The sequence below is a fragment of the Propionibacterium acidifaciens DSM 21887 genome, from assembly GCF_000426605.1.
GTDB classification, from domain to species: domain Bacteria; phylum Actinomycetota; class Actinomycetes; order Propionibacteriales; family Propionibacteriaceae; genus Propionibacterium; species Propionibacterium acidifaciens.
Genome location: NZ_AUFR01000001.1, coordinates 136189 through 155932 on the forward strand (window position 1 = coordinate 136189; position 19744 = coordinate 155932).

General features: G+C 72.6%; 19 protein-coding genes and 1 tRNA gene. 16 read left to right on the forward strand and 4 right to left on the reverse strand.

Translation table 11 applies throughout. The features are described 5' to 3' along the window. Nucleotides 1-304: 304 nt before the first annotated feature. From K336_RS0100555 to K336_RS0100570, 4 genes are all read right to left on the reverse strand, one after another. A complete protein-coding gene (locus tag K336_RS0100555; RefSeq protein ID WP_028706017.1) occupies nt 305-1699 on the reverse strand; it encodes a glycosyltransferase family 87 protein in 1395 nt (464 codons plus the stop codon). Beyond that, on the reverse strand, nt 1696-3060 hold the full coding sequence (locus K336_RS16665) for a glycosyltransferase 87 family protein (RefSeq protein ID WP_021797479.1): 1365 nt from the start codon (nt 3058-3060) through the stop codon (nt 1696-1698). The genes K336_RS0100555 and K336_RS16665 overlap by 4 nt, the downstream gene beginning before the upstream one ends. Then, a complete protein-coding gene (locus K336_RS13340) occupies nt 3057-4463 on the reverse strand; it encodes a glycosyltransferase 87 family protein (protein WP_021797471.1) in 1407 nt (468 codons plus the stop codon). Before K336_RS13340 ends, K336_RS16665 begins: the two co-directional genes overlap by 4 nt. Nucleotides 4464-4629: 166 nt before the next feature. After that, nucleotides 4630-4701, reverse strand: a tRNA-Arg gene (locus K336_RS0100570). Between the two features lie 204 nt (nt 4702-4905). On the opposite strand from K336_RS0100570, the gene lysA reads away from it, so the two are divergent. The 16 genes from lysA to atpA all read left to right on the forward strand — a co-directional run bounded on the left by lysA (nt 4906) and on the right by atpA (nt 19744). Continuing rightward, nucleotides 4906-6309 (forward strand): diaminopimelate decarboxylase, encoded by a 1404-nt coding sequence (gene lysA, locus K336_RS0100575; RefSeq protein ID WP_028706018.1) that lies wholly within the window; start codon nt 4906-4908, stop codon nt 6307-6309. A gap of 9 nt (nt 6310-6318) precedes the next feature. Then, complete coding sequence (locus K336_RS0100580) at nt 6319-7647, forward strand: homoserine dehydrogenase (RefSeq protein ID WP_021797468.1); 1329 nt, start codon at nt 6319-6321, stop codon at nt 7645-7647. 33 nt (nt 7648-7680) lie between these two features. Next, entirely contained in the window at nt 7681-8295 is a 615-nt protein-coding gene (gene thrH, locus K336_RS0100585) for a bifunctional phosphoserine phosphatase/homoserine phosphotransferase ThrH (RefSeq protein WP_021797474.1), read from the forward strand. 383 nt (nt 8296-8678) lie between these two features. After that, nucleotides 8679-10538, forward strand: a complete 1860-nt coding sequence (gene rho / locus K336_RS0100590; protein WP_411431113.1) for a transcription termination factor Rho — start codon at nt 8679-8681, stop codon at nt 10536-10538. Between the two features lie 148 nt (nt 10539-10686). Next, on the forward strand, nt 10687-10908 hold the full coding sequence (gene rpmE / locus K336_RS0100595) for a 50S ribosomal protein L31 (RefSeq protein ID WP_021798054.1): 222 nt from the start codon (nt 10687-10689) through the stop codon (nt 10906-10908). Between the two features lie 121 nt (nt 10909-11029). Further along, nucleotides 11030-12106 carry a peptide chain release factor 1 gene (gene prfA, locus K336_RS0100600; RefSeq protein ID WP_021798056.1) on the forward strand — a complete coding sequence of 359 codons (1077 nt, stop codon included), beginning with the start codon at nt 11030-11032 and terminating at the stop codon, nt 12104-12106. Beyond that, the gene (gene prmC, locus K336_RS0100605) at nt 12103-12996 is read left to right on the forward strand and encodes a peptide chain release factor N(5)-glutamine methyltransferase (protein ID WP_028706020.1); all 894 of its coding nucleotides are present in this window, start codon (nt 12103-12105) and stop codon (nt 12994-12996) included. Before prfA ends, prmC begins: the two co-directional genes overlap by 4 nt. 5 nt (nt 12997-13001) lie before the next feature. Further along, nucleotides 13002-13751, forward strand: a complete 750-nt coding sequence (locus K336_RS13345) for an L-threonylcarbamoyladenylate synthase (protein ID WP_233418681.1) — start codon at nt 13002-13004, stop codon at nt 13749-13751. A gap of 7 nt (nt 13752-13758) precedes the next feature. Further along, complete coding sequence (locus K336_RS0100615) at nt 13759-14877, forward strand: glycosyltransferase family 4 protein (protein WP_021796975.1); 1119 nt, start codon at nt 13759-13761, stop codon at nt 14875-14877. Then, nucleotides 14874-15326 (forward strand): hypothetical protein, encoded by a 453-nt coding sequence (locus tag K336_RS0100620; RefSeq protein WP_155944935.1) that lies wholly within the window; start codon nt 14874-14876, stop codon nt 15324-15326. The genes K336_RS0100615 and K336_RS0100620 overlap by 4 nt, the downstream gene beginning before the upstream one ends. Then, nucleotides 15316-15558, forward strand: a complete 243-nt coding sequence (locus K336_RS13350; RefSeq protein WP_043149911.1) for an AtpZ/AtpI family protein — start codon at nt 15316-15318, stop codon at nt 15556-15558. The genes K336_RS0100620 and K336_RS13350 overlap by 11 nt, the downstream gene beginning before the upstream one ends. Next, the gene (gene atpB, locus K336_RS0100630; RefSeq protein ID WP_081660451.1) at nt 15555-16442 is read left to right on the forward strand and encodes a F0F1 ATP synthase subunit A; all 888 of its coding nucleotides are present in this window, start codon (nt 15555-15557) and stop codon (nt 16440-16442) included. The genes K336_RS13350 and atpB overlap by 4 nt, the downstream gene beginning before the upstream one ends. Nucleotides 16443-16492: 50 nt before the next feature. After that, on the forward strand, nt 16493-16714 hold the full coding sequence (locus tag K336_RS0100635; RefSeq protein ID WP_021796988.1) for an ATP synthase F0 subunit C: 222 nt from the start codon (nt 16493-16495) through the stop codon (nt 16712-16714). Between the two features lie 10 nt (nt 16715-16724). Next, a complete protein-coding gene (locus K336_RS0100640; protein WP_021796980.1) occupies nt 16725-17279 on the forward strand; it encodes a F0F1 ATP synthase subunit B in 555 nt (184 codons plus the stop codon). A 5-nt stretch (nt 17280-17284) separates the two neighbouring features. Beyond that, nucleotides 17285-18055 (forward strand): F0F1 ATP synthase subunit delta, encoded by a 771-nt coding sequence (locus K336_RS13355; protein ID WP_162142540.1) that lies wholly within the window; start codon nt 17285-17287, stop codon nt 18053-18055. Nucleotides 18056-18109: 54 nt separating this feature from the next. Further along, nucleotides 18110-19744 carry a F0F1 ATP synthase subunit alpha gene (gene atpA, locus K336_RS0100650; protein ID WP_021796984.1) on the forward strand — a complete coding sequence of 545 codons (1635 nt, stop codon included), beginning with the start codon at nt 18110-18112 and terminating at the stop codon, nt 19742-19744.

Here is a 19744-nt window from a genome sequence, read left to right on the forward strand (position 1 = left end):
GGGGATCCGGTCGCCGGCGCCGTTCGCGCACGATCGAGTCCCGCGATGCGGTCCACGGCGCGAGGGCGACGGAGGATTCGAACCCCGAGCACCTAGCTTGCCATGCGCGCCGCGATTGATCCAGAGCCGGTGAGCACATTTGTTCCCGTTGTGCAACTCGATCGTCGGGTTGCACTCTTCGAACCGATCGTCCACACCGACTTGACAAGGGATGTCGCCGTGGCGGGAGCCGGTCGGGAAGGGAGCGGTCCGCGGTGGAGCAGCCGTCGGCCCGGTCGCCCCGCCCCGGCGCGCGACCGGTTTGTCAGGGCGTCCGTCGGGGTCGCCGCGCCGTTCTGAGGGCCTCCCCCCAGGCCGCCACGGCCAGGGCGACCATGGCGAGGTTGCGCAGCACGAGGAGCATCGTCGCCCCGATGCTGGGATCGGTGAGGGCGATGAGGCCGCTGTAGGTGAGCGGGTAGACGAGCTGGGTCAGGGCCACCGAGACGAGTCCGAGGGTCACCAGGCGCCGGGCCGCCGGCGCCCGGTCCCGTCCGGTCGGGGAGGGCGGGGGCTCCTGATCCGCCTGGGGGGACGGGACGCCCCGGCCCGCCTGTGCGGGAGGGGCGCTCCGGGGGGCCGTGGAGGACGCGATGACGGCGAGGGGTCCGAAGAGCCAGATCATGTACTGAGGGCTGAGGGTCTTGTTCACCACGATCCATCCGGCGATGATCGCCAGGACGGCGAGCCGGACGGCCCACTCGTGCTCGGCCGTCTCCTCGGTCGGGGGCGCATCAGGGGATGTCCCCCATTCGCCTCTGGAGAGGACGATCAGGGTTGACAGCACCAGGGTCAGTGCGATGAGCACGAGCATCGAGACGCCCGCCGCGGTCCGCCAGCCGGCCACGGCGGGGGAGAAGACCTCGTAGGCCTTGAACCCGCTGAAGGCGACGTTCACGTCCGTGCCGCCGAGAGCGCGGGCGAGCATGAGGGGCGTGGCCCACACCGACTCGATCTGCAGTCCGCGCCCGGACTGCCAGCCCAGCGGGGAGCACGTCCGCGCCAGGCCCGAGGTGAGCAGCGAGACGAGGACGAGCGCCGAGCCGGTGACGACGAAGCCCGCGCCGCGGTGCCGCGCAGCGCGCGAGCGCCCCAGCATCGGCAGGATGAGCAGGGCGGGCCACAGCTTGAACCCGGCGCCGAGTGCCAGCAGCACCCCCGACAGGGCGGGCCGGCGGCGCATCCAGTGCAGGGCGCCCAGGACGCACAGGGCCGGGGCGATGTCGAGCCGGAACCACAGCAGCGGGCCGAGCAGGGCGCCGCAGATCGCCCAGACCCACGCGGCGAGGGCGCTCTCACGCCGACGCAGAGCGAGGCAGCACGCCCCGTCGGCGACCGCGATGAGCAGCCCGAAGAGCAGGACGTACAGGTCGACCGAGCCGCCCGAGGGCGCCTCGAGGAGCTGGAGGAGCCAGACCAGGGGGGCGGGGTACTCCTCGAGCACGCCGGTCAGGTCCGACAGGACCGGCACCGGGCGCCCGGCGACCGACATCGCGTAGTAGTTCACGTCGTTGCGGATGAAGCCGCACAGCGCCTGCCACAGGCACAGCATGACGATGCGGCTCAGGACCCAGAACAGGACGAGCCAGACGATGTCGTCGACGGGTCCGCGGGGGAGCTCCCCGGGAACCGTCGTCTGGTGGGTTCTCCTGCGGCTCATGCGTGCGGCTCCTCGTCGTCGGGCTGGGTCGATGATGGCAGGTGCGCCGGCGCGGGGCGTCCCAGGCGCCACGCCCCGGACAGGGCCAGTGCGGCGGAGTGCCCGGCGAGGACGCACATGAGCGCATTGCGCGCCACGAGCAGGGCGCTCACCGCGACGCCCGGGTCGGTCGCCGTCACCAGGGCCGAGTAGTTGAGCGGGAAGATCAGCTGCGTCAGGGCCGCGCAGCACAGCGTCATGACGACCAGCACCGCCCCGTGGCGCCGGTCCCCGCTGCGCCACTGCGCCGAGCTGAGCACGGCGAAGGGCCCGGCCAGCCAGATCATGTACTGCGGGCTGAAGGTCTTGTCGGCGACGATGACGGCGCAGATCATCGCGACGAGTCCCAGCAGGAGCGCCCGGTCGCGGTCCCGGCGCCGCTCCGGGGCCAGGGCCGCCGACAGCCGGTGACCGGGCAGTCCGGCGCCGCCGAAGCCGATGAGCCAGCACAGCACCAGGCCCAGCCCGACCACGACGAGCATCGAGCCCGAGGCGAGCCGCACCAGCGTCGGCACGCCCGGCCCGAAGACCTCGTAGGCGTTGTACCGGCTCAGGCGCACGTGCCAGCCGTCGCTGACCAGCCGGGCGGCCATGAGGGGGGTCGCCCAGACCGACTCGACCTGCAGGCCGCGTCCGTTCTGCCAGCCCAGGGGTGAGACCGAGCGCGTCCAGCCCTCGGCGAGCCACGAGAGCGCTCCGAGCGCGCCGCCGAGCCCGACGAGGCCGAGGCCCCGGCGTCGCCCCGCCCGGTCGGCGCCCAGCAACGGCAGGACGAGCAGGGCGGGCCACAGCTTCATCGCGGCGCCGAGCCCGACGGCGGCGCCGGACAGCACCGGGCGCCGGCTGCGCTGGTGGGCCGCCACGAGCACGCAGACGGCCGGGACGAGGTCGATGCGGAACCACAGGAGCGGCCCGATGCAGAAGGTGAAGCCGATCCACAGCAGCGCCCCGAGCCGGGAGTGGTGCGTCCACAGCGCCCAGCAGCAGAACGTGTCGAGGAGCACCATGAGCAGGGCGAAGGCGTAGACGTAGACGGCGCTCGAGGCGCCAGCCGGGACGCGGAGCGCCTCGAGGAGCCACACGGCCGGCACCGGGTACTCGACGAGCGTCCCGCCGAGGCCGTGCGAGCGCAGCATCGGGACGCTCTGCAGCTGGACGGCGTAGTAGCCGACGTCCTCGCGCACGTACAGGCACAGCGTGGCCAGGACGAGCGCCATCACCGAGCGGGTGCCGAGCCAGGCCACGACGCCGACCCAGCCGCTGAGCGGCAGGTGGCGCCGGAGCCGTTCGACCCCGGACGCCGTACCGTGCGAGGGCCTCATGCGTCCGGGGTGCGGGCCGGTCCGGGGTGCACGGCCGAGCGCACCGCCCGGACCGCGGACGGGCGCAGGAAGCTCCACACCCAGCGCACGACGAGCCCCAGGACGATGACCACGGTGATGTTGCGGGCCGCCAGCAGCCCGGTGGCGGGCAGGCGCAGCAGCTCGTCGCCGACGTTCCAGTCGCTGACCAGCCGGTTGTAGCTGAGCGGGTAGACGAGCAGGGTGAAGGCCGTGGTCACGAGCATCCACATGGAGATCGCGTTCATGCGCGAACGGTCGGTGAAGAATCTGCTCGTGCGCTGGCTGCGCGCGCCGAGCACAGCGTAGGCGGCGGCCTGGGGACCGCCGACCCACATGATGTACTGCGGGCTGAAGGTCTTGTTCGTGACGATCATGATGAGGATCACCAGCTGCACGAGCGCGACGGCCTCGATGATGCGGCCGTGGCCCCGCCACAGCCACACCAGGTAGGCGGCGAACGCGGCGAGCAGACCGGCGTAGAAGGCCAGGTCGGCGATCGTGACGATCGGGTGGACGCCCGGGCCCCAGATCTCGTAGGCCTGGTAGCGGCTCAGCGTCACGACGTAGTCGCCGGTGCCCAGCGCGCGTCCGAGCATCGGGACGGTGGCCGCGATGGACTCGATCTGGAGTCCGCGTCCGGACTGCCAGTGCAGCGGCGACATGAGGCGGTCCCAGCCGGCGAATGCGATGGAGGCGGCGGTGAGCGCGGCGCCGGTGAGGGCGAAGCCGAGCGTCGTGGTGATCTTCTGCCGTCTGGCGCCCGGCAGGAGGGCCGGCCACAGCAGCGCGGGCCACAGCTTCACCGCCGCGCCCGCGGCGGTGAGCGCGCCGGCCGTGACGTTGTGCCGCCGCAGCAGGAAGATGACCGACCAGCCGGCGAGGACGCACGTGATGAGGTCGAAGCGCAGATAAGCGGTGGGCCCGACGAGGGCCAGGAAGAGCGTCCAGAAGACGACGGCCTGGCCCTTCATCGCCCCGCCGGTGTGCCACAGCGACCAGGTGAAGGCCGCGTCGATGGCCAGCATCATGAGCGCGAAGACGATGACGTAGCCGTGCTGGGTGCCGAGGCCGAGCAGATAGGGCACGGCGAGCAGCCCGATGACCGGGGTCGGGTACTCGGTGAGGGTGCGGGCCGGCCCGGAGCCGAACAGCACCTGGATCTTCTCGTAGTAGTAGACGACGTCGCCCTGCGTCGAGGGCGTGAGGAAGGCCCAGATGCAGAAGATGAGCAGCCGGGCGGCGAACCAGAAGAACAGGAGGAAACGGCCCGACTGGAGGCGCTCGCGGGTGAAGGCCAGCGTGATCCGGCGCGAGATGCGGGTGGACAACCGGGAGGGGGTGGCCGCCGTCGCGCCGGCGTGGACGAGCGGCTGATCCGTCATCGCCGTGCCCCTTCCGCAGCGCAGGTGTGCCGAACCTCGTCCGTGGTGCCCGCGTCGGCGCGCGGTCCATGAGGTTCGTTTCGGGTGCGCGGTCGATGAGGCCCGCCCCGGGGCGCAGGACGGCGGAGCCGCGCCACGGCGCAGGGAGAGATGCCTCCTCGGGCAGCGCTCCCGGAGGGATTCGAACCCTCGCACCCGCCTCCGGAGGGCGGTGCTCTATCCCCTGAGCTACGGGAGCCGGACCCGTTCGACGGGACCGTGCCTCAGCTTAGCGCCCCGTCCGGAGCACGGCGAACCGCGCCGCGCCGGACGCCGCTGCGGAACCGTCCCGGAGGACCCCGCGGGGCGCCCGCCGAGGAGGGCCCTCCCCGGGGCCCGGGCCGTGGTCCGCCTGATGTTCGTCGATCGCCGCGTTTCACCCCGTCTGGAAAGATTGCTGATCGTGACCCACATGCATGTCGCCGGCGCGATCCACGCCGATGTCGCCGCCCCGAGCCCCCAGTGGCTCACCGAGCCCGATGACCTCAACGCCCTCGACCCGGCGCTGTGGAGTCGCACAGTCGCGCGCACCGGCGAGGGCAGCCTGGAGGTGGGCGGGGTCGACGTGCGGACCGCCGTCGAGCGCGAGGGCTCGCCGGTCTACCTCTTCGACGAGGACGACTTCCGGGCCCGCGCCCGGGAGTTCGCCCGCGCCTTCACCGGCTGGGACGTCTACTACGCCGGCAAGGCGATGCTCACGCGCACGGTCGCCCGCATCATCTCGGAGGAGGGCCTCGACCTCGACGTCTGCTCGGGGGGCGAGCTCACCGTGGCGCTCGCCGGGGGCATGGACCCGGCCCGCATCGGCATGCACGGCAACAACAAGACCCCGGAGGAGCTCGAACTGGCGCTGTGCTCGGGCGTGGGCCGCATCATCGTCGACTCCCTCGACGAGATCGGTCGCATCGAGGAGCTGTGCCGCGAGGGCGGCTGGCGGGCGAAGGTCATGGTGCGCGTGACCCCCGGCGTCGAGGCGCACACCCACGAGTACATCGCCACCGCCCACGAGGACCAGAAGTTCGGTTTCTCGATCGCCAACGGCCAGGCCATGGTCGCCATGGTCCGCTGCCACTACAGCCCCTGCATCGAGCTGCTCGGCGTGCACAGCCACATCGGCTCCCAGATCTTCGACACCGGCGGCTTCGAGATCGCCGCCCGGCGCACCATCAAGCTCATGGGTCAGTTCGCGGACGCCACCGGCGTCCACCTGCCGCAGCTCGACCTGGGCGGGGGCTTCGGGATCGCCTACACGAGCGCCGACTCGCCGGCCACCCCCGAGCACCTCGCGGCCGGCCTGCGCGAGATCGTCGAGCACGAGGCGAACGTCTACAGCATGGCGGTGCCCCGCATGTCCGTCGAGCCCGGCCGGGCGATCGCCGGGCCGAGCACCATGGCCGTCTACACGGTCGGCACGGTGAAGGTCGTCGACCTGGACGGCGGCGCCCAGCGCGTCTACGTGAGCGTCGACGGCGGCATGAGCGACAACATCCGCCCGGCCCTCTACGCGGCCGAGTACTCGGGCGTGCTGGCCAACCGCGCCTCGGACGAGAGCGGCGTGCTGTGCCGCGTCGTCGGCAAGCACTGCGAGGGCGGCGACATCCTCGTCCGCGACGTCTTCCTGCCCGGCGACATCGTCCCGGGGGACCTCATCGCGGTGCCGGGGATGGGCGCCTACAGCCGCGAGATGGCCAGCAACTACAACCACGCGCTGCGCCCGCCGGTGGTGCGCGTGAGCCGCGGCGCACTGCATCCGATGATCCGTCGTGAGACCATGGATGATCTGATGAGCCTGGACGTCGGCGACTGAGAGGGCGAGATGGTCAACGAGACGAACGAGGTGGACGCGCCGCGCGTGCTGCGGGTGGCGCTGCTCGGCTGCGGCACGGTGGGGGCGCAGGTGGCCCGCACCATGCTGACCCAGCGCGAGGACCTGGCCGCCAAGAGCGGCTGCGAGCTCGACCTTGTGGGCGTGGCGGTGCATGACGCCGGCCGGCCGCGCCCGGGCATCCCCGACGAGCTGCTCACCGACGACCCCGAGGCGCTCGTCGCCGACGGCGGCGCCGACATCGTCATCGAGCTCATCGGAGGCATCGACCCGCCGCGCCGGCTCGTCCTGTCGGCCATCGACCGCGGCGCCTCCGTCGTCACCGCCAACAAGGCGCTGCTGGCCAAGCACGGCGAGGAGATCTACGCCGCGGCCGAGCGCGAGGGCGTCGACATCTACTACGAGGCCGCCGTCGCTGGCGCCATCCCGATCGTGCGCCCCCTGCGCGAGTCGCTCGTCGGCGACCAGATCCTCACCATCATGGGCATCGTCAACGGCACGACCAACTACATCCTCGACAAGATGACCACCGAGCACCAGGACTTCGCGACGGCCCTGGCCACGGCGCAGCGGCTCGGCTTCGCCGAGGCCGACCCGACGGCCGACATCGAGGGCTTCGACGCCGCCTCCAAGGCCGCCATCCTGGCCTCGCTGGCGTACCACTCGACGGTGCGCATCGACGACGTCTACCGCGAGGGCATCACCGGTGTCACGAGCGAGGACATCGAAGCCGCCGAGTCGATGGGCTGCGTCATCAGGCTGCTGGCCATCGCCAGGCTCGACGAGGCCGGCCGCATCGAGGTGCGCGTCCACCCGGCCACCGTCGCCCGCGAGCACCCGCTCGCGATGGTCCAGGGCGCCAACAACGCCATCTTCGTCGAGGCGGCGAACGCCGGCCGGCTCATGTTCATGGGCCCCGGCGCCGGCGGCTCGCCGACGGCCAGTGCCGTCACCGGCGATCTGGTGACCGTCGCCCGCAACCGGCTGCGCGGCGTCGAGAACCCGGCCCACTCGGTCTACCAAGGCCTGCCCGTGGCGCCGATGAGCGAGACCCGCACCCGCTACCACCTGAGGTTCCAGGTCGTCGACCAGCCCGGCGTGCTCGCCGCGGCCGCCGGGCTGCTGGCCGGCAACCGCGTGTCGATCCACTCGGTGCACCAGCACGCCCCCCGCGCCGACGACCGGCCCACCGGCACCGCCGTCCTGTCGATGGTCACCCACCTGGCCCGGGAGGCCGACGTCATGGCCTGCATCGCCGAGCTCGAGAGGACCGGCTACGTCCACGGTCAGGTGCGCTTCATGCGCGCCGAGGGCCTCTGAGCCGCCGTCCGCCACGAGGAGGGAGCACGCATCGTGCACGTCGCATGCCTGGACATGGAGGGCGTCCTCGTCCCCGAGATCTGGATCAACGTCGCCGAGGCCACCGGCATCGACGAGCTGCGCCTCACCACGCGCGACATCAGCGACTACGACGAGCTGATGGGGCACCGCCAGCGGGTCATGGCCGAGCGCGGTCTGCGGCTGAGCACCATCAAGGAGGTCATCGCCGACATGGGCCCCATGCCCGGCGCCGTCGACTTCCTCGACTGGCTGCGCGGGCGCTGGCAGCTCGTCATCCTCTCGGACACCTTCTACGACTTCGCCGATCCGCTCATGGCGCAGATGGGCCGTCCGACGATCTTCTGCCACGACCTGGTCGTCGAGGGCGACCGGATCGTCGGCTACCGGCTGCGCCTGGACGACCAGAAGCGCGAGGCCGTCCGGGCGTTCCGGCGCCTCAACTTCACGACGCTGGCCGCCGGAGACTCCTACAACGACACCCGCATGCTCCTCGAGGCCGACTACGGCGCGCTGTTCCGCCCGCCCGCCAACGTCGTCGCCGAGTTCCCGCAGCTGCCGGTCGCCGCCGACTACGACGCGCTGGCCCGGCTCTTCGAGCAGGCCGGGGCCCGCCTCGAGGGCCGCTGAGGCCGCTCCGCGACGCGCGGGGCGCGCCCCGGTCGCCGCGGCTCCGATCCGCTGGTACAGTCGTCCGTGACGAGGCGCTCAGGGTCCTCGTCCTCGCAAGGCCCCGGCATTGAGCCGAACGGGCCGGTCCTCGAATCCTCATTCGCTGTGGGCCTCCTCCCTGCGCGTCGGACGCGCAGTGTGTGCGCCGCGATCCGGAACTCGCCGAACCGACTCCTCGATGTCACGACGCGCCGCACGGGTGCCCCGGTCCGCAGGGACGAGCGGGGCCCGTGACGCGTCCAGGGGCACGCACACGTTCGCCGCGCTCGGACGACCGACGCGGCGCCGCCCGACTCGACGACGTACCGCCGCAGCCGCGTGCGGTTGTTGAAAGGAAACCAGTGACCGAATCCCAGGCCACCCTCGCCATCGCCGGCGAGGGCTCCACCACCGCCGCACTGAGCGCCATGAGGCTGCCCGAACTGAAGGCGGTCGCCGCGAAACTCGGCATCAAGGGCGCCGGGAGCATGCGCAAGAGCGCTCTGGTCGAGGCGATCAACGCCCAGCGCCCCGGCGCCGGCGCCGAACGGGGCGCCGACACCGGCGCCGAGAGGGGCGACGCGGGCTCCGCAGCCGAGGGGCACGGCGCCGAGGGGCGCACCGGGCAGCAGGCCCCGCGCCGGCGCCGCGGCGGCGAGGGCCAGCGCCCGGACCGCGGCGGCGGGGCCGCCGGCGGGACCGGGGCCGAGCGGCACGCCGACAAGGACGCCGACGAGGCCCCCCTGTCGACGGCCGACGCCGTGGCCGCCCGCCTCGAGGCGGCCGAGCAGCGCTCCGGCCGTCACCAGCGCCCCGCCCGCGAACGTGCCGCCGAGGGCCGCGACGGGTCGTCCGACAGGGGCGCCGAGTCCGACACCGCCGGCGAGGTCGGGGCCCGCCTCGACCGGCTCTCCGGCCGGGGCGGCGAGTCGGACGCCGGCAGGTCCGCCGGCGGCGAGCAGCGCCGCAACCGCCGCGACGACGAGGAGTCCGGCGGCTCGCGCCGCTCGCGCCGACGCCGCAACCGCGATCGCTCCAACCGTCGTCGCGGCGGCATGAACGAGCTCGAGGACCCGGTGGTGCGCGAGGACGACGTCCTGCTCGACGTCGCGGGCATCCTCGACGTCCTCGACAACTACGCCTTCGTCCGCACCAGCGGCTACCTGCCCGGCCCCAACGACGCCTACGTCTCGCTGTCGATGGTCCGCAGGAACGGCCTGCGCAAGGGCGACGTCATCACCGGCGCCATCCGTCAGCCCCGCGAGGGCGAGCGCCGCGAGAAGTACAACCCCCTCGTGCGCCTCGACACCGTCAACGGCGCCGCCCCCGAGGCCATGCGCCAGCGCCCCGAGTTCGCCAAGCTCACGCCGCTGTACCCGCAGGAGCGCCTGCGCATGGAGACGACGCCGGGCAACATGACCGGGCGCATCATCGACCTCATGTCGCCGATCGGCAAGGGCCAGCGCGGCCTCATCGTCTCCCCGCCGAAGGCCGGCAAGACGATGGTCATGCAGAACATCGCCAACGCCATCACCCTCAACAACCCCGAGGTGCACCTCATGGTCGTCCTCGTGGACGAGCGCCCCGAGGAGGTCACCGACTTCCAGCGCACGACCACGGCCGAGGTCATCGCCTCGACCTTCGACCGCCCGGCCGAGGACCACACGACGATCGCCGAGCTGGCCATCGAGCGCGCCAAGCGCCTGGTCGAGCTGGGACGCGACGTCGTGGTCCTCCTCGACGGCATCACCCGCCTGGGGCGCGCCTACAACCTGGCCGCCCCGGCCTCGGGACGCATCCTGTCCGGCGGCGTCGACTCGGCGGCCCTCTACCCGCCCAAGAAGTTCTTCGGGGCCGCCCGCAACATCGAGAACGGCGGCTCGTTGACGATCCTCGCCACCGCGCTCGTCGAGACCGGCTCCAAGATGGACGAGGTCATCTTCGAGGAGTTCAAGGGCACCGGCAACATGGAGCTGCGCCTCTCGCGCCAGCTCGCCGACAAGCGCATCTTCCCGGCCATCAACGTGGAGGCCTCCGGCACCCGCCGCGAGGAGCTGCTCATGAGCGCCCAGGAGCGCGACATCATCTGGAAGCTGCGCCGGGTGCTGTCCGGGCTGGACGAGCAGAAGGCCTCCGAGACGCTGCTCGGGCGGCTGCGCAAGACCCGCAACAACTCGGAGTTCCTCGTCGTCATCTCGCGGACGACGCCCGGGAACGACTGAGCCGGTCTCGCCGGCGGGGCGGGCCGCGGCGCGGCTGGAACGGCCCCGACCGATCGGCTACCATTGAGCGGCGCTCCGGTTCACGCCCGGCCCGGCACCTGGTGCGGGCCCCACGATGGCGACCCGGACGACGGAACAGGAGAGACTCATGAAGAAGGCCACCCATCCCGAATACCACGACATCAGGGTCGTGTGCACCTGCGGGAACCGGTTCACCACCCGCAGCACCCACCCGGGCGAGACCATGTCCGTCGACGTGTGCAGCAACTGCCACCCCTTCTACACCGGCAAGCAGAAGATCCTCGACACCGGTGGCCGGGTGGCCCGCTTCGAGCGCCGCTACGGCAAGCGCAAGGCGGCGGCCAAGTAGTTCTCATCGGCAGGCGCCGGGGGTCCCGTCCCCCGGCGCCTGCCGTCGTCTGCGGGCGCCCGTCGCCCGCCGTGCCGATCACCGGGCCGGAGCGCCGGGCCGGAAGGGGAGAGGGGTCCACGTGTTCGAGGCCGCGCAGTCGCTGCGCGAGGAGTTCGTCCGGCTCGAGACCCAGCTCGCCGATCCGGCGGTGATCGGCGATCCCCGGCGCTCGCGCCGGATCGGTCGGCGCTACTCGGAGCTCTCCGGCATCGTGCGGGCCCTCGACGAGCACGACCGGCTCGCCGACGACCTCGCCGCCGCCGAGGAGCTCGCCGGGGACGACTCCGACTTTGCCGCCGAGGCCGACTCGCTCGGCGCCCGCCTCGCGTCCGTCACCGAGCGGCTCACCCGCCTGCTCGCCCCGCGCGATCCCAACGACGCCGACGACGCGATCCTCCAGATCAGGTCCGGCGAGGGCGGCGAGGAGTCGGCGCTGTTCGCCGCCGACCTGCTGACCATGTACACCCGGTTCGCCGAGCGCGTCGGCTGGGCCGTCGAGCCGCTCGAGGCCGAGGGCACCGACCTGGGCGGCTACCGGTCGGTCACCGTCGCCCTCCGCGCCGCCCCCGGCGCCGACGCGGACGAGGCCCCCTACGGCGTCCTCAAGTTCGAGGGCGGCGTGCACCGCGTCCAGCGCGTGCCGGTCACCGAGTCCGCCGGGCGCATCCACACCTCGGTTGTCGGCGTGCTCGTCATGCCCGACGTCGAGGAGGACGAGGTCGAGATCGACCCGGACGACCTGCGGATCGACGTCTACCGCTCCACGGGCAAGGGCGGCCAGGGCGTCAACACCACCGACTCGGCGGTGCGCGTCACGCACCTGCCCAGCGGCATCGTCGTCACCTGCCAGGACCAGCGCAGTCAGCTGCAGAACAAGGAGCAGGCCCTGCGCATCCTGCGCGGCCGCCTCGTCGCGGCCGCGCAGCAGGAGGCCGCCGCCGCGGCCGAGCAGGCCCGCCGCTGTCAGGTGCGCACGGTCGACCGCTCAGAGCGCATCCGCACCTACAACTTCCCGGAGAACCGCATCACCGATCACCGCATCGGCTTCAAGGCGCACAACCTCGACGCCGTCCTCGCCGGCGAGCTCGGCCCGCTCCTCGAGGCCCTGGCCGCCGCCGACCTCGCCTGGCGCCTCGAGAGGGTGGGGCGCTCGTGAGCGCCCGCCGCCCCGCGGCGCTGCTCAGGGACGGCGTCGCCCGGCTCGCCGGGGCGGGCCTGCCGACGCCGCGGGCCGACGCCCGCCTGCTCCTGGCCCACGCCGCGCGGATGGATCCGTCCGGCCTGGCCACGACGCGCGAGCTCGACGAGCCCGTCGCCGCCCGCTACGAGCGGCTCCTCGTCCGGCGGGCCGCCGGCGAGCCCGTCCAGCACCTGACCGGCGTCGCCTGGTTCCGCACGATCCGGGTGCTCGTCGGCCCCGGCGTGTTCATCCCGCGCCCCGAGACCGAGACCGTCGTCCAGTTCGCGCTGCGCCGGCTCGTCGCCCTGCGCCCCGGCACCGGTCCGACGCCCCTCGTCGTCGACCTGTGCACCGGCTCGGGCGTCATCGCCGCGGCGATCGCCGAGGAGTGCCCCGGCGAGCCGCGCATCCACGCCGTCGAGAGCTCCGCGGAGGCCCTCGTGTGGGCCCGGCGGAACCTCGAGCCGCGCGGGGTCCGGGTCGTCCACGCCGACATGGCCGAGGCCCTCCACGAGCTCGACGGCCGCGTCGACCTCGTCGTCGCGAACCCGCCGTACCTGCCCGCCGCGGCCGCCGGGGCGCTGCCCGCCGACGTGCTCGACCACGACCCGCCCGAGGCCCTCTTCTCCGGTGAGGACGGCCTGGACGCCCTCCGCGTGCTCGTCGGCGCGGCCGCAAGGCTCCTGCGACCGGGCGGCTGGCTCGTCGCCGAGCACGACGAGACCCAGGACGGCTCGGCGCCCCGGCTGCTGGCCGGCTCCGGCGCCTTCGGCACGATCGAGGACCACCCCGACCTGACCGGCCGCCCCCGTTTCGTCAGCGCGGTGCGTGCGTCCGGGGCCCGGCGGCCCGAGGTGGAAGAATGAGCGCCGTGAACGAGTCCGAGCCGAACGGGCCGGGCCGCTGTCTCGACCTGCGCACCGAGCACGACGAGGCGATGGCCGCGGCCGGCCGGGCCGTGCGCGAGGGGCGCCCGATCGTCCTGCCCACCGACACCGTCTACGGCGTCGGCGTCGACCCGTTCTCGCCCGAGGCCGTCCAGGGCCTCCTCGACGCCAAGCGCCGCGGGCGCGACATGCCCCCGCCGGTGCTCATCGCCGAACCCGGCATGCTCCCCGCGCTCGCCTCGGCCGTCCCGCCCGGCGCCCGGCGCATGATCGCCCGCTTCTGGCCCGGCGCCCTCACCCTCATCCTGCGGGCCCCGACGAGCCTGCGGATGGACCTGGGGGAGAGCGGGGGCACGATCGCCGTGCGCGTCCCGGACCACGACGACGCCCGGGAGCTGCTGCGCCGCACCGGCCCGCTGGCCGTCTCGAGCGCCAACGTCTCGGGCCGACCGCCCGCCACCGACGTGGCCGCCGCCCGCTCCATGCTCGGCGACAGCGTCGCCGTCTACCTCGACGGCGGCCCGACCCCCGGCCCGACGGCCTCGACCATCGTCGACTTCACTAGGGGCTACGGCGGCCGCATGCTGCGCGCCGGCGTCATCGGCTTCGAGGCCCTGCGCGAGTGCAGCCCGGGCCTCGAGGACCTCCCCCGCGCCGACGGGGGGCCGGACGCCGAACCGGTCCGGTCGTCCCGCCCGGCCGACGCCGGCCGGGACGACCGGACCGGGGGCTGAGGCGGCCATGCGCGAGTACCTCCTGGTCATGCTCATCGCGGCCCTCGGCACCTTCCTGCTCTGCGGACCGTGCCGGCGCGTCGCCGTGCGCACGGGCGCCCTCGCGCCGGTGCGCGAACGGGACGTGCACTCGCGCCCGACGCCCTACCTGGGCGGCGTGGCCATGCTCATCGGCGTCCTCGCGGCCTTCCTCCTGGCCATCCACCTGCCCTTCCTCGGCCGCCACGCCACACTCACCCACGACGCCCTGGGCATCTTCGTCGCGGCGGCGGTCATCTGCGTCATCGGCGCCATCGACGACGCGATCGACCTGCCGTGGATGGCGAAGATCGCGGGCCAGGTGCTCGCCGCCGGCGTCGTCGTCCTCAACGGGGTGCGCATGTACTGGGTGAGCCTGCCGCACCAGATCATCGCCCTCGACACGCCCACGTCGCTGCTCGTCACGGTGCTCTACATCTTCGTCTGCGTGAACGCCGTCAACCTCATCGACGGGCTCGACGGGCTGGCCTCCGGGGTCGTGGGCATCGGCGCGCTCGCGCTGCTCCTCTACACCTATCTGCTGGCCTACCAGCAGCAGTTCGCCGTCGCCACGACGGCCTCGCTCGTCAGCGCGACGATCGCGGGCATCTGCGCCGGCTTCCTGCCGCACAACTTCCACCGCGCGCGCATGTTCATGGGCGACTCCGGCTCGATGCTGCTGGGCCTGCTGCTGGCCTGCAGCACGATCTCGCTGACCGGCCAGATCGACTCGTCAGCCCTGACGCCCAGCAGCGGCGACATCCTGCCCGCGCTGCTGCCGATCCTGCTGCCGATCGCCGTCATGGCGATCCCGCTGGCCGATCTGACGCTCGCCTACGTCCGCCGGACCTGGAACGGCAACTGGTGGTTCGTCGCCGACAAGAAGCACCTGCACCACCGGCTGCTCCAGCGCGGTCACTCGCAGGTCAAGGCCGTCCTCATCATGTACATGTGGACCGCCCTGGTCGCCTTCGGCGTCATCGTCCTCGGTCTGGTCTGGAACGGCTGGCTCGTCGCCGCGCTCGTCGTGCTCGTCATCCTCGCCGTTCTCGTCACCGTCGGCCCGCTCAGCGCGCGCCATCGTCGTGCGGGGCGGGACGCCCGGTGACGAGGACGACCTCGCGGCGCTCCTGGCCCCGCACGATGCTGAGCGGCGGGACGGCCGGGGCGCTGCTGTGCAGCGTCCCGACCGCCGTGGGCGGTCTCGTCGCCGCAGGCGCGGACGGCCTGCTGGGCTGGGCGCTGGCGCTCGTCGTCGTCGGCGGCTGTCTCGCGGTGGGCGTCGTCTGGAATGCGCGCGCGCTGCGCGCCCCGAGCGCGCGGGCCCTCGGCCCGGTCCTGGTCGGTTTCGTCGTCCGGGTGGCCCTGGTGCTCCTGGCCATGCGGGGGCTGACGGCGGCGGGCTGGCTCGCCGGGCGTGGCCGTGTGGACTGGTTCGCCTGGACGACGGTAGCCTTGGTTTGCGGCTGGTCCGGTGGGATCATACGGGTTCTGCGTCGTACACGGAGCTACGTCTACGACTGCGATGGAGCGGAGGGGGACGCCGATGAGTGCTGAGCACCGGCCCGACGCCCCGGCGACCGACGTCGAGCAGCGCGTCCCCGGGACCGCGCGCGGCGACGGCATCACGGCGGTCTCCCATCTGCTCGCCGGCATCGGCTTCTACGGGGCGCTCGGCTGGCTCGCCGATCGCCTCCTGCACGCGACCGTGTTCCTGCCCATCGGTCTCGTCGTGGGGACGGCTGCTGCCGTCTACCTGATCATCAAGCGGTTCGGAGGGGATGAATGAGCACTGCCCAGGGGACGGCTCCCGAGGAGTCCGTGCGTCGGAGGGGCACGAGCCCGGCCCTCATCGCGGTGCTCGTCATCATCGTGTGGATCGCGACCACATGGGGCTCGCAGCTGCTCACGGGCGCCACCACCGGATGGCGGGCCCCGAGCACCGAGGACTTCCAGTTCGAGGGCTGGTTCGGCACCACCTGGTTCACCAAGCCGCTCCTTCTGGCCCTCGTCGCCTTCGTCGGCATCCTCGCCTTCTGGCTCATCGCCGCCCACCGGCTGCGGGTCGTCCCCACGAGGGGGCAGTTCTTCGCCGAGTACGTCTACGACTTCGTGCGCGACATCGGCCGCGACATGATCGGCCCGGGCTACCACCGGTTCGTGCCCTGTCTGCTCACCGTCTTCTGCTTCGTGCTCGTGAGCAACTGGTTCGGCGAGACCTTCCTGTTCATGTTCCCGACGTTCTCCCGGGTCGGTTACGCCTACGCGGCGGCGATCCTCACCTTCGCGGCCTACGTCGTGTCCGGCTTCAAGCAGCACGGGTTGGGCTACCTGCGGGTCGCCATGCTGCCCTCGGGCGTCCCGGCCTGGCTGGTCCCGGTGATCATCCCGATCGAGTTCATCTCGACCTTCCTCACCCGGCCGCTGACCCTGTCGGTCCGGCTCTTCGCGAACATGTTCGCCGGCCACATGTCGATCATGGTCTTCGTCGGCGGCGGCGCCGCCCTGCTCACGTGGGCCCACAGCGTCTTCTACAACGTCACCGGCGTCGTGACACTGCTCTTCGGCGTGCTCATGCTGTGCCTCGAGCTGTTCATCGGCTTCCTGCAGGCCTACATCTTCGCGATGCTGACCGCGCAGTACATTGGGTCATCCGTGGGCGAGGCCCACTGAGGAGCCCCTCAGCCTCTTCATCCGAAGGAAGACATCCGAAAGGAAATGCAATGACTCCGTTGGAGATCAGCGGCTCGCTGAACGTTCTCGGCTACGGCCTGGCGACACTCGGCCCGGGCATCGGCGTGGCACTCATCTTCTACGCCGGCATCAACGGCATCGCCCGCCAGCCCGAGGCCAGGGGCACCATCATGCAGCCGGTCTACATCGGCTTCGCCATCGTCGAGGCGCTCGCCATCCTCGGCTTCGTCCTCGCCTTCGTCATCCGGTGAGCGGTCCGCGATGACACCGTTCGAACTGGTGCCGCTGCTCGACCTCGGGCCCCTGCTGCCCGAGCTGCCCGAGTTCCTCGCCGGGCTGGCCCTGCTCGCCCTCATGTGGCTCATCGTGGCCAAGGCGGTGGCCCCTCGGTTCGAGGAGCTCTACGAGCGGCGGTCCGACGAGATCGAGGGCGGCATCAGGCATGCCGAGCAGGTCCAGGCCGAGGCGGACGCCGCCCGGGCCGAGTACCGCAAGCGGCTCGACGCGGTGCAGGCCGAGGCCGCGCGCGCCCGGGACGAGGCCACCGAGCGCGGCGACCTCATCGTCGCCGAGGCCAAGCAGCGGGCCGCGCAGGAGCAGGCGAGGATGATCGCCGAGGCCCGCGCGCAGATCGCCGTCGAGCGCGAGGCCGCCCTGACCGAGCTGCGGTCCCAGGTGGGTGGCCTGGCCACGACGCTCGCCGGTCGCATCGTGGGGGAGTCCCTCGACGACGACGAGCGGGCCCGGCGCACGGTCGACCGCTTCCTCGCCGAGCTCGAGTCCCAGCCCGTGTGCGTGTCGGGCGCGGGGGAGTGAACGCCGTGCCCGAGAACCGATCCGCGGCGCTCGACGCGGCCGCCGACGGGCTCGCCCCGACCGCCGCACTGGTCGGCGAGCTCCTCGAGCTCGCCGACGCGCTGCGCGACAATCCGCCGCTGCGCCGCGCGCTGACCGACACGACGCTCGAACCGGACGCCCGCGGCCGGCTCGCCGAGCGCCTGGTCGGCCGGCGGATCGGCCCCGGGGCGACGGGGCTGCTCGCGCGCGCCGTCGCCCTGGACTGGCCGTCGGGGTTCGCGCTCGCCGACGCGCTCGAGGAGCAGGGGGTGCGCATCGGCGTCCGCACGGGCGACCCCGAGGCGGTCCGGGCCGAGCTCGGGGCCTGCGCGCGGCTCATCGGCGCCCACGTCGAGCTCGACCAGGCGCTGTCGGCGCACGGGACCGGCCCCGAGGAGCGCTCCGCGCTCGTGACGCGGCTGCTCGGCCCCCGGCTGAGCGCCGCCGCGCTCGTCCTTGTCCAGCACGCCGCCCGGTGCGGCGGGCGGGTCGGCCGGACGCTCGCCGGCTACGAGGAGATCGCCTCGGGCGTCCTCGGACGGCGGCTGGCCCGGGTCACCGTCGCCAGGGCCCTGCCCGAGGACCAGGCGGAGCGGTTGAGGGCCCAGCTGGCGCGCCTCTACGCGGCGCCGGTCGACCTGAGCATCAGCGTCGACCCGGACGTGCTCGGCGGCGTGCGCGTGCTCATCGGCGACGACGTGATTGACGGGACGATCGCGGCCACCCTGGACCAGGCCCGCAGACAGCTCGCCTGATCCCCACAGACCTGCCCCCGGGGGCACATGGAGAATCGAGGAAGACAGGACGCCATGGCTGAACTGAGCATCAGCTCGGACGAGATCCGCAGCGCGCTGGACAGTTTCGTGCAGGACTTCACGCCCGACCGGGCGGCACCGGAGGAAGTGGGCCGCGTGACGAGCTCGGGCGACGGCATCGCGCACGTCGAGGGCCTGCCCCATGCGATGGCCAATGAGCTGTTGCGCTTCGAGAACGGCACGACGGGCATCGCCCTCAACCTCGACCTCCGCGAGATCGGCGCCGTCATCCTCGGCGACTCGGAGGGCGTCGACGAGGGCTCGGCCGTCCACGGCACCGGCGAGATCCTCTCGGTGCCCGTGGGCGACGGCTACCTGGGCAGGGTCGTGGACGCCACCGGCAGCCCCATCGACGGCAAGGGGCCGCTGGCCGGCATCGAGGGGCGCCGCGCCCTGGAGCTCCAGGCCGCCGACGTCATGCACCGCCAGGAGGTCCGCGAGCCGCTCATGACCGGCCTCAAGGCCATCGACTCGATGGTCCCGATCGGCCGCGGCCAGCGCGAGCTCATCATCGGGGACCGCAAGACCGGCAAGACCGCCATCGCCACCGACACGATCATCAACCAGCGCGAGAACTGGCTCACCGGCGACCCGGACCGGCAGGTGCGCTGCATCTACGTGGCCGTCGGCCAGAAGAACTCGACCGTCACCGAGGTGCGCGAGAACCTCGAGAAGACCGGCGCGATGGAGTACACCACCATCGTCAACGCGCCGGCCTCCGACCCGGCCGGCTTCAAGTACATCGCGCCGTACGCCGGCTCGGCCATCGGCCAGCACTGGATGTACCACGGCAAGCACGTGCTCATCGTCTTCGATGACCTCACCAAGCAGGCCGAGGCCTACCGCGCCATGTCTCTGCTGCTGCGCCGCCCGCCGGGCCGCGAGGCCTACCCCGGCGACGTCTTCTACCTGCACAGCAGGCTGCTGGAGCGCTGCGCCAAGCTGTCCGACGACCTGGGCGGCGGCTCGATGACCGGCCTGCCGATCGTCGAGACGAAGGCGAATGACATCTCGGCCTACATCCCGACGAACGTCATCTCGATCACCGACGGCCAGATCTTCCTCCAGTCCGACCTGTTCAACGCGAACCAGCGCCCGGCGGTCGACGTCGGCCTGTCCGTGAGCCGCGTCGGCGGCGCCGCCCAGACCAAGGCGATGAAGAAGATCTCCGGCACGCTGAAGATCGACTTGGCCCAGTACCGCGACATGCAGGCCTTCGCCATGTTCGCCTCCGATCTCGACGCGACGAGCCGGCGCCAGCTCGACCGCGGCGCCCGCCTCACCGAGCTGCTGCGCCAGGGCCAGGCCAGTCCCGTCCCGATGGCCGAGCAGACCGTCGCCCTGTGGTCGGGCATCAACGGGCACCTCGACATCGTCCCGGTCGCCGACGTGCTGCGCTTCGTCGACGAGTTCATCGAGCACCTGCGCGGGCAGACCGACGTCCTCGCCGCGATCGAGGGCTCCGGCGAGCTCTCGGACGAGTCCGCCGACGAGCTCACCCGCCGGATCGAGGCCTTCACGGATCTCTTCCGCACCGCCGACGGCCAGCCGCTGCGCCGCGAGGAGACCGACGAGGGCGCCGCGAAGGGCATCGGCCAGGCCAGGATCGTCGCGACGAAGAGGTCCTGA

Coding starts and splice junctions, on each gene's coding strand:
- K336_RS0100555 (WP_028706017.1), bottom strand. CDS start 1,699: ATGAGCCGCAGGAGAACCCACCAGACGACGGTTCCCGGGGAGCTCCCC.
- K336_RS16665 (WP_021797479.1), bottom strand. CDS start 3,060: ATGAGGCCCTCGCACGGTACGGCGTCCGGGGTCGAACGGCTCCGGCGC.
- K336_RS13340 (WP_021797471.1), bottom strand. CDS start 4,463: ATGACGGATCAGCCGCTCGTCCACGCCGGCGCGACGGCGGCCACCCCC.
- K336_RS0100580 (WP_021797468.1), top strand. CDS start 6,319: ATGGTCAACGAGACGAACGAGGTGGACGCGCCGCGCGTGCTGCGGGTG.
- rpmE (WP_021798054.1), top strand. CDS start 10,687: ATGAAGAAGGCCACCCATCCCGAATACCACGACATCAGGGTCGTGTGC.
- K336_RS0100615 (WP_021796975.1), top strand. CDS start 13,759: ATGCGCGAGTACCTCCTGGTCATGCTCATCGCGGCCCTCGGCACCTTC.
- K336_RS13350 (WP_043149911.1), top strand. CDS start 15,316: ATGAGTGCTGAGCACCGGCCCGACGCCCCGGCGACCGACGTCGAGCAG.
- atpB (WP_081660451.1), top strand. CDS start 15,555: ATGAGCACTGCCCAGGGGACGGCTCCCGAGGAGTCCGTGCGTCGGAGG.
- K336_RS0100635 (WP_021796988.1), top strand. CDS start 16,493: ATGACTCCGTTGGAGATCAGCGGCTCGCTGAACGTTCTCGGCTACGGC.
- K336_RS0100640 (WP_021796980.1), top strand. CDS start 16,725: ATGACACCGTTCGAACTGGTGCCGCTGCTCGACCTCGGGCCCCTGCTG.
- atpA (WP_021796984.1), top strand. CDS start 18,110: ATGGCTGAACTGAGCATCAGCTCGGACGAGATCCGCAGCGCGCTGGAC.